This window comes from Arthrobacter sp. K4-10C (assembly GCF_059090085.1).
The window spans coordinates 69179-81720 of record NZ_JBNHFI010000011.1 but is presented as its reverse complement, the minus strand read 5'-3'; the positions used below and the strand labels follow the sequence as shown (position 1 = coordinate 81720).

The following is a 12542-nucleotide window of genomic DNA, read 5'->3' as shown; positions in this document are numbered from 1 at the left end:
ATAGGAGTCCCATGACATTGCAGGCAGCTTCCGGCCCGGCCAGCGTTTGGAACAACATCGAAGGCATCGCCTTCGGTGGCGACTACAACCCCGAGCAATGGCCCGTCAGCGTCCGGCTTGAGGATCTGGACCTGATGAAGGAGGCCGGGGTGAACTTCCTCAGCGTCGGAATCTTCTCCTGGGCGCTCCTGGAGCCGGTTGAAGGCCAGTACGACTTCGGCTGGCTCGACGACGTAATGGACAACCTGGCCGGCATCGGCGTCAAGGTGGCCCTGGCCACTGCCACAGCGGCCCCGCCGGCCTGGCTGGTCCGCAAGCATCCGGAAATTCTGCCGGTCACGGCTGACGGAACGGTGCTGGGACCGGGCTCCCGGCGGCACTATACGCCGTCGTCGGCCGTTTACCGGCGGTACGCCAAAGGCATCACCCGTGCGCTCGCCGAACGCTATAAGGACCATCCCGCATTGGCACTATGGCACGTGGACAACGAGCTGGGCTGCCACGTTTCAGAGTTCTACGGCGAGGAGGACGCCGCAGCCTTCCGTGTGTGGCTGGAGCGGCGCTACGGAACCATCGCCGCACTCAACGCCGCCTGGGGCACGGCGTTCTGGAGCCAGAATTACGCGTCGTTCGAGGAGATCCTGCCTCCCGGCGTTGCTCCCAGCACGTTGAACCCGGGCCAGCAGCTGGACTTCCAGCGGTTCAATTCGTGGGCGCTGATTGACTACTACCGCGACCTCGTGGCCGTCCTGCGTGAAGTGACGCCGGACGTTCCCTGCACCACGAACCTCATGGCATCCAGCGCCACCAAGGCCATGGACTACTTTGCCTGGGCCGAGGACCTGGACGTCATTGCCAACGACCACTACCTGGTGGCCGCAGATCCGGAACGCCATATCGAGCTCGCGTTCAGCGCGGACCTCACCCGCGGAATTGCGGGGGGCGACCCGTGGATCCTGATGGAACATTCGACGTCGGCCGTTAACTGGCAGCCGCGCAATCAGCCGAAGATGCCGGGTGAGATGCTGCGCAACTCGCTCGCCCACGTTGGGCGCGGCGCCGACGCCGTGATGTTCTTCCAGTGGCGGCAGAGCTTTGCGGGATCCGAGAAGTTCCACTCGGCCATGGTGCCCCACGGCGGACGCGACACGCGCGTCTGGCGTGAAGTAGTGGACCTGGGTTCGGCCCTGAAGCGCCTGGAGCCCGTCCGGGGATCACGGGTGGAATCCCGTGCGGCCATCGTATTCGACTACGAGGCCTGGTGGGCAAGCGAAATCGATTCCAAGCCCAGCATCGACGTCCGCTACCTGGACCTGCTGCGTGCCTTCCACCGCTCGCTGTACCTGCGGGGCGTTTCCGTCGACCTGCTCCACCCGTCGGCGCCGCTCGGGGGCTACGACCTGGTACTCGTCTGCACGCTGTACTCGGTAACCGACCAGGCGGCCGCCAACATCGCAGCCGCCGCTTCCGCCGGTGCCACCGTACTGGTCAGCTACTTCAGCGGGATCGTGGACGAGAAAGACCATGTGCGGCTGGGTGGCTACCCGGGTGCCTTCCGGGACCTGCTGGGCGTGCGGGTGGAGGAGTTCCATCCTTTGCTTGAGGGTTCGCAGCTGAAGCTGAGCGACGGCTCTGTCTCGTCTGTCTGGAGCGAGCACGTGCACCTCTACGGTGCGGAAGGGGTGCAGGCCTTTACGGAATACCCCCTTGAGGGCGTGCCGTCCCTGACCCGGCGAAGCGTGGACAAGGGCGCGGCGTGGTACCTGGCTACTTTCCCGGACCAGGACGGCATCGAGGCCGTGGTTGACCGGCTCCTGGCCGAGTCCGGGGTTGCGGCCGCTGCGGTTGCCGATGTGGGTGTGGAGGTGGTCCGGCGGCGTTCGGCCGACGGCGCGGGCTTCCTGTTCGCGATCAACCACACCCGCGCCGATGCTTCCGTGAAGGCTGCGGGGACGGATCTGCTGACGGGCCGCCCGTTCTCCGGCGTTGTGGCTGCAGGGAGCGTGGCGGTGATCGCCGAGGGCTAAGGAGTCCTCCTGCGGCCTGCCAGGTGCACCGATGATTTTCCGCCATCGCCGACCCCGGCGGATCCTCACCCCCGTCGTTGTGAAGAATGCGGTCCAGGTGATGCGGCGCGTCGATCAACCGGCGTTGTACCGGCGCCGGACTACGGCTGGCCGCATGAGGCCCTTGCAACGCACGATGAACTGCGCCGATTCGGCCCTCAGTTTTTCTTGAGTTCCTCGGCGAGCATCACGATGATGCCGCTGGGGCCGCGGAGGTAGGTGAGCTTGTAGACGTCCTTATAGGTCGCCACCCCGCGGAGCGGACGGCAGCCGTGCCGCACGGCTATCTCCAGGGCTTTGTCCATGTCGTCGACAGAGAACGCGACGCGATGCATGCCAATCTCGTTGGGGCGGGTGGGCTCCGATTCGATCGCTTCAGGGTGAATGTACTCGAAGAGCTCGAGCCGACCGTGACCATCCGGTGTTTGGAGCATTGCTATTTTGGCGTGGTTGCCGTCAAGGCCGACGGCAGTGTCGGTCCACTCGCCACTGACCGTGTCGCGTCCGACGACCGTGAGTCCGAGGTCGGTGAAAAAGGAGATCGTTGCTTCGAGGTCGCGGACGGCGATGCCTACGTTCTCAAATTTGATGGCCATGCGTTGCACGTTACCGAGCCGGGCCGCATAGCTCCAGTAGCGGCAGGGACCCCGTCCCGGCGGCAGCAGTAAGGAACACGCGTTAAACAGCTCCGTCCCGGGAGGAACCACTGGTTCCTGCCGGGACGGAGCTGCCACCCGCCGTCGGACGTTATGGGCGGAGGAGGCGTCCTCCCAAGTCGTCCAGAGCCGTGCTGGCGGTGTGAAAACTAACTGCTGATGGCCGCCGCCATCTCAGCATGCGCCTTCTTGCCGGCTTCGTCAGTGGAAAGCCGCTCGAAGAGAACCTCTGACGTGTAGCGCTTGACGATTTCCTGGATTGCACCTGCACCCTTCGGCGGCGGAGCCGGAGCCTCGCCGAGCTCATCCTTGATCTGGTCAATGAACTTGACCACCTTGACGTCGGCCGGGGTCAGCTTGGACTCGATGGCTGCGCGGACGTCCGAGTTCGGGTAGACGCCCCGGTCCGCCAGGAGGGCCTCGCCGGCTTTGACGTTGTTGGTGAGGAAGTTGATGAACTTCGCGGTTTCCTCAGGGTGCTTGGTGCGTGAGGAAGCGGACCAGAACTGCGATGCCTTGTACCAAAGCTGGGCATCTGCGGCGGAGCCCGTCTTGGTGGGGAACCGCAGGATCTTCAGGTCGCTGCCGGAAGCCTTTTCGAGGGCAGGAGCCTGGTTGGACCACCAGAACGCCATGCCGTTCTTGCCTGTGGCGAGTCCGCTCTGGTCCAGGGGGGCGGCCTCGGCTTCAACCACCTCGGAGGCCGACGGAACGGCCTTGTTCTCGCTGAGCTGTTTCAGGAAGGCCCACCAGTCGGCAATGTCGCTCGGCTCGAAGCCCAGCTTTCCGTCCGAGGTGTAGAGGGACTTGCCGTTCTGGCGGAGCCAGACGCCGAGCGACGCCTCATCAGTTCCGTAGGCTGCGGCACCGTAGGTACCCTTCGGAGACTTGGCGGTGATTTCGGCTGCGATGCGTTCGAAGTCCTCCCAGGTCCAGGTGGAGTCATCCGGCAGCGGGACGCCGGCGGCCTCGAAGACAGCCGGGTTGGCCAGGATGGTGGCCGCATTAATTCCGGCCGCGATTCCGGTCAGCCCGTCCTCGCTCTCGCCGGCGTTGAGGGCCGCTTCGTCGAGCTTGGATGTGTCGATGTCGTATTTCGACAAGTCCAGGAGGGCGCCGCGGCTGGAGTACTCGGTGATGTACTTCTCGTCCATCTGGATGATGTCCGGGGCGTCATTGGCCGCGACCTGGGTGGCCAGCTTGTCCCAGTAGCCGCTCCAGTCGCCAAACTCCGGGTTGATCTTGATGTTCGGGTTTTCGGCTTCGAACTGCTTAATGGCTTCCTGGGTCAGCTGGGCGCGCTTGTCGCCGCCCCACCAGGAGAAGCGCAGTTCAACGGGGCCGTCGGCACTTTGCGGGGAACCTCCCCCGCCGCATGCGCTGAGGGCCATTACGACGGCGGCCGCCGCGGCTACCACGCCTGTCCTACGTATGCGGCGGGCTGCGCCGGGGGCGGAAGTTCCTGCATGCTGCCTGTCAGCAGATGCAGTACGGGGGAAAAACGGCACTGGGTACTCCGATCTTCTTTGATCTTGGTGCTGGGGACTTTTCGCTTATTACTGCGAAGGGCGGGAGGTGTTGGGACAAAATTCGGGAAAGCGCTTTCTACTTCTCATGCTACAAGTGAAGAACTTGTAATACAAGATGCTGTACCGCGAGTTTTCCTTCGCCCGGACAGCCGGACGGCCCGCCGCCAGGGACGGGCCGTTCGGGAGTGCGGGCTACTTGATGCCGGTGGTGGCGATGCCCTTGATGAGGAACCGCTGGCCGAACAGGAACACCAGGAACACTGGCAGCAGGGACACGATGGACATGGCGAACAGCGAGCCCCAGCTGGTGGCGGACTGGGAGTCGACGAAGGCGCGCAGTGCCACCGGAACCGTGAACATGTCCGGATCCGTGAGGTAGATCAGGGCGCCGAAGAAGTCGTTCCAGGTCCAGATGAACGTGAAGATGGTTGTGGTGGCCAGGGCCGGCACCATCAGCGGAAGGATGACCCGCAGGAAGATGCGGGGGTGGCCGGCGCCGTCAATGCGGGCAGCCTCGTCCAGCTCGCGCGGGATGCCGCGGATGAACTGGACCATCAGGAAGACGAAGAACGCGTCCGTGGCCAGCAGCTTGGGCACCAGCAGCGGCCAGAAGGTGTTCACCCAGCCGATCTGTGAGAACAGGATGTACTGCGGAACGATGACCACGTGGAACGGAAGCATGATGGTCAGCAGCATGATGCCGAAGAACAGCTTCTTCCCAGTGAACTGCAGGCGCGCGAAGGCATACGCCGCCATGGAGCAGGAGATCAGGTTCCCCAGGATCGAGCCGATCACCACGATGGCGGAATTGAGCATGTAGTGACCGAACGGGTGGGTCAGGGCGGACCAACCGTCGGTGTAGTTGCTCATTTCCAGGCTGTTCAGCCACAGCCCCGGCTCGCGGAAGATCAGCTCGTTCGGGCGGAGCGAGGACACCACCATCCAGAGGAGGGGATAGATCATCAGACCGCCGGCCAGGATCAGGATGCCGTGCTTCATCAGTGACTTGCCGCGCTGGGCCCGGCTGAAGGCCAGGGTACCGCGCGACTCGCGGGGCTTGCGGCGGTTCGTAGGCTTACCGGTTCCTCCGGACTTCTTGTCCGAGGCGGGCAGCGTCTCCAGGTTAGTCGTCATAGAAAACCCAATACTTAGAAGCGATGAAGTTGATGGCGGTGAAGACACCGATGATGACCAGCAGGAACCATGCCATGGCGGAGGCGTAGCCCATGTCGAACTGGCCGAATCCCTTTTGGTAGAGGTAGAGCGTGAAGAACATCGTGGAGTCCGAAGGCCCGCCGTTACCGCCGGAGACGATGAACGCCTGGGTGAACGACTGGAACGAACCGATGATCTGCAGCACCAGGTTGAAGAAGATGATGGGGCTCAGCATCGGCATGGTGATCCGCCAGAACTGCTGCAGCGTGGTGGCGCCGTCCACCTTGGCGGCCTCGTAGTACATATGCGGGATCTGCCGCAGGCCGGCGAGGAAGATGATCATGGGCGCCCCGAATGTCCACACGTGCAGCAGGATGATCGAGCCCAGCGCCGTGCTGGGATCCGAGATCCAGCCGGGGCCCTGGATGCCGAACATCGCAAGGACCTGGTTCACAAGGCCCGTGGTACCGAAGATCTGCTTCCACAGGATGGCCACGGCCACTGATCCGCCCAGCAGGGACGGCAGGTAAAACACCGAACGGTAGAACGGCAGTCCGCGCAGGCCCTTGTCCAAAACCAGGGCGATGAGCAGCGCCACCGCCAGCTGCAGCGGAACGCCGATAAAGACATACGTGAATGTCACGCCAAGCGAGTTGTGGAGCCGGGCGTCGGTGAGCATGCGGGTGAAGTTGTCCAGCCCCGTCCATTCCGGCGGCTGCAGCAGGTTGTAGTCCGTGAAGGACAGGTAGAGGGACATCAGCATGGGGCCAATGGTGATGGCCACCAAGCCCACCAGCCACGGCAGGAGGAAGATGTAGGCGGCCTTGTTGTCCCGGCCGTTGGCCTTCTTCTCCTCGGCAGAAAGCTTGCCCTTCCGACGGGAAATTGAGCTCAGTTCACTGATGGCGCTCACTGCAGCTGCCCCGTCCGGTGCAGGCCCGCAACGGCCGGCACGGATGCCGGGCACACTGTCCTGGGTATGTGTTTTGCGGCCATGTGGTCTCCTTTGGTCATCGTGGCCTCCACGTTTGGTCATCGCCGGGCGATAGATTCGAGTACCTGCGTGCCGGGACTGCCCAACCGTTAGAGTCGTAGTGCTGGTCCCGGCGCCGCCGGTAGTGCAGGTGGGAAAGCGGCTCCGTACCAAAGTAAACGGTTTCTTGACTCCTGTACAGCCCTTTGTTAGTTTTTGAGAAAACGCTTTCTGTAACGCGGATCACTTACCACTAGATCACACAACATGAGGGGCAGGACAATGCGGTTTCGTCTCAAGAAGTCTGTAATGGGGGTCGCCGGCGCAACGGCGGCCCTTGCCATAGTCCTGACCGGTTGCGGCAGCAACCCGGAAGCCGGAAAGGTTGGGACCGTGGATGACCCGGTCACGATACGCTTCGCCTGGTGGGGTAACGACTCCCGGGCCAAAACGACCCTGGAGGTCATCAAGGACTTCGAGGCCGCCAACCCCACCATCAAAGTCCAGGGCGAGAACACCGAGTTCAGCTCCTACTGGGACAAGATGGCCACCCAGATCGCCGGCGGCACCACCCCGGACGTTTTCGCCATGAGCGGTTCCTACCCCAGCGAATACGCAAGCCGCGGCGTGCTGCTGGACCTGGACAAGGTCAAGGACCAGATTGATACGTCCAAGTTCGCGGAGGGGACGGTTGACCTGGGCAAGATCGACGGGACGCAGTACACCATCACGGCCGGCGTCAACTCTATGTCCATGGTTGTTGACCCCACCGTTTTCGAGGCAGCAGGCGTGGAACTGCCGGACGACGAGACCTGGACCTGGGACGACTACGCGGACATCGCCGCCGAGATCACCAAGAAGTCCCCCGCCGGCACCTTCGGCACCACCCCCATGGCAAACGACTCCTTCCTGGCCGTCTGGGCGCGCCAGGCCGGCGAGGACCTCTATACGGACGACGGCAAAAGGATGGGCATCAGCGAGGACACACTCACCCGCTGGTTCGAACTCAACAAGAAGCTCATGGAAACCGGCGGTGCACCTTCGGCGTCGCAGACCGTGGAGGACGGCGCCGCCCAGCCCGAAATGACCCTGATGGGCCAGGGCAAGCAGGGCATGAAGATCTCCTGGAGCAACCAGATGACGTCCTACTCCGGCGCACCGCTGGTCATGATGAAGCTACCGGGTGAAAGCAAGACGCCGGGCGCCTGGCTTCGCTCCTCCATGGAGTACGCCATCTCCTCCAAGTCGGCCCACCCCAAGGAAGCCGCGCTCCTCATCAACTACCTGGTCAACAACATGGACGCTGCCAGCAAGATCAAGAGCGACCGCGGCATGCCCGCCAACACCGAACTGAAGGCCGGCATCACGCCGCTCCTGAAGGACACGCAGCAGAAGGAAGCGGCGTACCTGGACCGCATCGCGGAGATGAAGATCGATCCGCCGAAGCCGTTCCCGGCAGGTTCCTCCGCCACCATGGAAGTTTTGAACCGATACAACACCGATGTACTGTTCGGAAAGATCTCCCCGCGTGACGCCGCCAAGGGCATGATCAACGAAGTCAACCAGAACCTGGGCTGACCGCGCGGCGGGCGTCAGCCTGCGGATGATCGACACTACGACAGGAGGTAGGCCAGTGAACCACTCTGCACGGCCCAGCGCCATCGCCGGTTATGAGGACTGGCCTGCCTACGTCCGGAACCACCCCCGCTACGCCGCGGCAACACCAGCGGGCCAGGAGCTCTCCGATGCGCTTGGAGTTCCCACCGCGTCACCGCTTCCCCCGGTGAGGGTCCACTGGGAAAAAACGTACGACGGCGTCACCACCTCCCAGCTGAGCTGGCAGGTGGGCTTCGGCCCCAGGACCACTGGCTGGCTGGTCAGGCCGGCCGGCGAAACCGGGCGGCTGCCCGGGGTCCTCGCGCTGCACTGCCACGGCGGCAACAAGTTCGGCGGCGCGGACAGGCTGGTGGAACTTCCCCCGGACCATCCTTCGGCAGGGGCGGCACGCGCCGGTTATGAAGGACGGTCGCTGGCTACCGAGACCGCACGGAACGGGTTTTCCGTACTGGCCCACGACACCTTCGCCTGGGGCAGCCGCCGGTTCGACCTCTCCACTCCCCCATGGCGGACCGCGGCCGCGCTTGAGGCGCGGCGGGCACAGTGGCGGCAGGACGGCGTCGAACCTTCCGAGGCAGACGACTACAACGCCGCGGCAGGCTTCCACGAAGATACTGTTGCCAAGACCGCGGGCCTGCTGGGCACCAGCCTTGCCGGCATGGTTGCCCACGATGACCTCGTTGCACTCGACATCCTGGCAAACCTGCCCGGAGCAGACCCGGAGCGGCTGGGGTGCGTGGGGTTCTCCGGCGGCGGCGGCAGGTCCCTGGCCCTGGCCGCCCTCAGTCCCCGGATCCGGGCATCGGTGGTGACCTGCATGATGACCACCTTCCAGTCACTCCTGCCCGCATACCTGGACGCCCACTCCTGGCTGCTCCAGACACCCGGGATATGGAAACTCGGTGACTGGCCCCAACTGGCCACCCGGTCGAACGCCGCCTTCCTGGTCCAGTACGCCCTGGCCGACGAGCTCTTCCCCGAAGACGGGATGCGGCAGGCCCACCGGATACTGGAATCGCTGCACAGCACCCACCAAAACAGCAGCTTCAACCGGTACACCGGCAGCTTCTGGCCGGGCGGCCACGTGTTCACTGCCGCCATGCAGGAAGAAGCCGTGTCCTTCCTGGCTGCCGCCCTAGGGGTCAGGACTCCATCCAGCACCGCCCCCTAATCCTTCAACAACCAACACAGCCTGCAAGGACCCTTGATGACTCAGCAATCCGCCACCGCAGAACACGGCAACGGCCCAAGCGCCGCACCTGTTCCGGCCGCCGTTCCGCGCATCGCCCTGGTGGGCCTCCACGGCTTCGGCGAGCGGCACCTGGCCAACCTCGCCCGGCTGGAAGCAGCCGGGCGCCTGGAACTTGTGGCTGCGGCCGACCCCAACCCTCCGGAGCCGGGCCGGCTCAAGGACTCCGTGGCCGTCTTCCCCGACCTGGACCAGCTGCTCGCAGCCCGGACGGATGCCGACGTCGTCATCCTCGCCACCCCCATCCAGACCCACGCGCCGCTGGCGCTCGCTGCCCTGGCCGCGGGGATGGATGTCTACGTGGAAAAGCCACCGGTTTCTTCCCTTGCCCAGTTCCAGGAGGTAATCGCCGCAGCGGACGCCGCAGGAAGGCTGGTGCAGGTCGGTTTCCAAAGCCTTGGCTCGCATGCGCTGCCGGCCATCCGCAACCTGGTTCACTCAGGTGATATCGGGGATGTCCTTGGCCTGAGCGCGAAGGGCCAGTGGGTGCGGACCAAGGGCTACTTCAAGCGTTCCCGGTGGGCTGGAAAGCGTAGCCTTGACGGCGTCGACGTGGTGGACGGGGTGGCGACAAACGCGCTGGCCCACGCCGTGGCCACGGCGCTGCACCTGGCCGGGGCGCTCACTGTGGCCGACCTCGCGTCCGTGGAAACGGACCTGTACCGGGCCCATGCTACGGAAAGCGACGACACGTCGGTGATCCGGGTCCGCACAGCCCACGGAGCCACCCTCATGTGCGGCCTGACCCTGTGTGCGCCCGAACAGCTGGACCCCTCGGTGACGGTGCATGGCACCCGTGGCGACATCACCCTCTACTACACCAAGGACGAAGTGGTGGTCAGCACGCCGGACGGCGAGCGCCGGGAAAGCTACGGCCGGACGGACCTGCTGGAAAACCTCCTGGAGGCCCGGGCCACGGGCGGCGCGCTGCTTTGCCCGCTGCAACACACTGGCGCCTTCACGCTGGTCCTGGAAGCCATCCGCACGTTACCGGCGCCCCAGGCAATCGGCCCAGAGCACATCACCTGGGAGGGCGAAGGCGACGAAGCCCATCCTGTGGTGCATGGCATCGCGGACCTGATCGAACGGGCCTGCAAGGCGCAGGCAACCTTTGCCGAACTCGGCGTCCCCTGGGCCCGCGCGCTGCCGCCGGTCAGGTCACTCACCCTGGACGGAACGCCGGTGGCTGACTACCAGGACGGCAGCCACATCCGTGCCGTTTCCTCCCCGCGACCCTACCTGCACCCCGTCCGGACCCTCGGCGGCACCGCGGTGACGGACCACCAGCCGCTGGACCACGTCTGGCACCTGGGCGTCGGCGTGGCGCTGCAGGACGTGGACGGGGTCAACTTCTGGGGCGGCCGCACTTATACCCGGGAGGCCGGCCAGTACGTCTGGCGGCCCGACCACGGCAGCATCACCGTCACTGAAACCGTGCTGGAAGAGACCGCCGCTGCTTCCGGCAGTACCGGCAGGCTACAGGAACGCCTCAGCTGGAACGGCCCCAACGGCGCCCCCGTCCTCACCGAGGACAGGACCTGGACCTTCAGCGGCGTCAGCCCCACCGTGTGGAGGTTGGGCATCGACTTCGCCCTGTCCCCCGCCGGCGGCCAACCCGTCAGCCTCGGCAGCCCGGGCTCCAATGGCCGCCACGAGGGCGGCTACGGCGGCTTCTTCTGGCGCCTGCCGGAATGCGATGGCGCCGCTGTGTGGACGCCCGCGGGCAGCGGCGAATCCGAGGTGCACGGCAGCGTTGCGCGCTGGCTCGCCTGGGCCGGAACGTTCGACGGCGGGACAGGCGGCGGTGCTGCCACCCTGGTTTTTGTGGCTCCCGTGGATGCCACGGACCCTTGGTTCATCCGGGTGGACGGCTACCCGGGCGTGGGCCAGTCACTGGCCTGGGATTCGCCTGTCATCGCCGAACCCGGCATACCGGTCCGCCGGAAACTTACCGTCTTTGTGGCCGACGGCATCCTGGGCACAACTGATATCGACGCTTTGATCAACCAGCAGGGGGACCTTTCATGACCCGGACAACCGCCGCAGCAGCCCCGCCGTCAGTCCCGGCATCCGCCACCGGACCCGCAGGTTTTACCGCCGCCCCCGTCCGCGATGTCCGGGTGGCTCCCGCGTCCGCCGCTGACCGGGAGGCCAAGCGCCGCCGGGTGCTGGGCATCCTTGACGCCACGGGGCGCGAATCATTGCTGCTGACCACCCACACGGCACTGGCCTGGTACCTGGACGGCAGCCGCGTCCACATCAGCCTTGCCGGTGACCCCATCGCTGCGGTGCTGGTGGACCGGAGCGGCGACCACCTGGTGACGTTCAACAACGAGGCCGGACGCATCGCCGCTGAAGAGCTCCCGGCAGGCGTCTCCCTGCACATCGTCCCCTGGTACGGGAATCTTCACCAGGCGGCCGCCGCCATTGGCACGTCCACCGCTGCGGGCCAGGCGCCGCTGGCCGAAGCGGAGGTGGCGGCCGAACTCCGCGCGGCCCGCCAGCAGCTGCTGCCGGGCGAAAGCGCCCGTTACGCCCGCCTGGGCGGCGAACTGGCGGCCATCATGACCGACGTGCTGGCCATCGCACGGCCTGACACCACGGAGTTCGGACTGGTGTCGCAGCTGGCCGCGCGTGTGGTGGCGGCGGGGGCCGAGCCGCTGGTCCTCCTGTGCAACGGCAGCTCCCGCAGCGACTTCCGGCACCCGCTGGCCACCCATGCCCCCCTCGGCCGCCGTGCCATGGCCGTGGTCTGTGCCCGCCGCGACGGCCTGGTTGCCAACATCACCCGGTGGGTACGGTTCGACGCCGGCACCCCCGAAGAGCGCGACGCCGAGTCCCGGATCGCCGCGGTGGAGGCGGATATCTTCGACGCAACGGTTCCCGGCGCGCAGCTGGATGCGATCTTCACCGAGATCAAGGCTGCCTACGTCCGCCACGGCTTCGGAGCGGACCAGTGGGAACAGCACCACCAGGGCGGACCCGCCGGTTACGCGGGCCGTGACCCTCGGGTCACCGCCTCCGCAACGGACACGGTGGTCCTGGGCCAGGCGTTCACCTGGAACCCGTCCGGCCCCCGGGTCAAGATCGAGGACACGGTGCAGCTCACGGAGGCCGGCCTGCAGGTCCTGACGGTCGATTCCCGCTGGCCGGTGGCCACGGTGAACGGGCTGCAGCGTCCCGTCACCCTCCAGCCCTAGGCCAAACGCTCTCGCAGATCCTGCACTAAAACGCCAAACGCTCTCTCAGTTGTAGCCGTAGTTGCGGCAGCGACTGAGAGAGCGTTTCGGTTAAACC

The 12542-nt window shown here is 65.4% G+C and carries 9 protein-coding genes; 5 read left to right on the top strand and 4 right to left on the bottom strand.

Features of this window, described 5'->3' with window-relative positions; all coding sequences use genetic code 11:
• Positions 1-11: 11 nt before the first annotated feature.
• Positions 12-2027, top strand: a complete 2016-nt coding sequence (locus AC5RUU_RS15930; RefSeq protein ID WP_493976171.1) for a beta-galactosidase — start codon at positions 12-14, stop codon at positions 2025-2027.
• Positions 2028-2224: 197 nt separating this feature from the next.
• Here the strand turns inward: AC5RUU_RS15930 and AC5RUU_RS15925 are convergent, their stop codons facing one another.
• From AC5RUU_RS15925 to AC5RUU_RS15910, 4 genes are all read right to left on the bottom strand, one after another.
• Positions 2225-2662, bottom strand: a complete 438-nt coding sequence (locus AC5RUU_RS15925; protein WP_493976170.1) for a VOC family protein — start codon at positions 2660-2662, stop codon at positions 2225-2227.
• Positions 2663-2871: 209 nt separating this feature from the next.
• Entirely contained in the window at positions 2872-4230 is a 1359-nt protein-coding gene (locus AC5RUU_RS15920; RefSeq protein ID WP_493976169.1) for an ABC transporter substrate-binding protein, read from the bottom strand.
• Between the two features lie 213 nt (positions 4231-4443).
• Positions 4444-5385 (bottom strand): carbohydrate ABC transporter permease, encoded by a 942-nt coding sequence (locus AC5RUU_RS15915; RefSeq protein WP_493976168.1) that lies wholly within the window; start codon positions 5383-5385, stop codon positions 4444-4446.
• Positions 5375-6319, bottom strand: coding sequence for a carbohydrate ABC transporter permease (locus AC5RUU_RS15910; protein WP_493976167.1), 945 nt, complete (start codon positions 6317-6319; stop codon positions 5375-5377). The genes AC5RUU_RS15915 and AC5RUU_RS15910 overlap by 11 nt, the downstream gene beginning before the upstream one ends.
• Positions 6320-6688: 369 nt before the next feature.
• Here AC5RUU_RS15910 and AC5RUU_RS15905 point away from each other — a divergent pair, with 369 nt between their 5' ends.
• Genes AC5RUU_RS15905 through AC5RUU_RS15890 form a run of 4 tightly spaced genes read left to right on the top strand, consistent with a single transcriptional unit; the run spans position 6689 to position 12445 of the window.
• Positions 6689-7957, top strand: coding sequence for an ABC transporter substrate-binding protein (locus AC5RUU_RS15905; RefSeq protein ID WP_493976166.1), 1269 nt, complete (start codon positions 6689-6691; stop codon positions 7955-7957).
• 55 nt (positions 7958-8012) lie between these two features.
• Positions 8013-9167, top strand: a complete 1155-nt coding sequence (locus AC5RUU_RS15900) for an acetylxylan esterase (protein WP_493976165.1) — start codon at positions 8013-8015, stop codon at positions 9165-9167.
• 36 nt (positions 9168-9203) lie between these two features.
• Positions 9204-11273 (top strand): DUF6807 family protein, encoded by a 2070-nt coding sequence (locus AC5RUU_RS15895; RefSeq protein WP_493976164.1) that lies wholly within the window; start codon positions 9204-9206, stop codon positions 11271-11273.
• Positions 11270-12445 (top strand): M24 family metallopeptidase, encoded by a 1176-nt coding sequence (locus AC5RUU_RS15890; protein WP_493976163.1) that lies wholly within the window; start codon positions 11270-11272, stop codon positions 12443-12445. The genes AC5RUU_RS15895 and AC5RUU_RS15890 overlap by 4 nt, the downstream gene beginning before the upstream one ends.
• Positions 12446-12542: the final 97 nt, after the last annotated feature.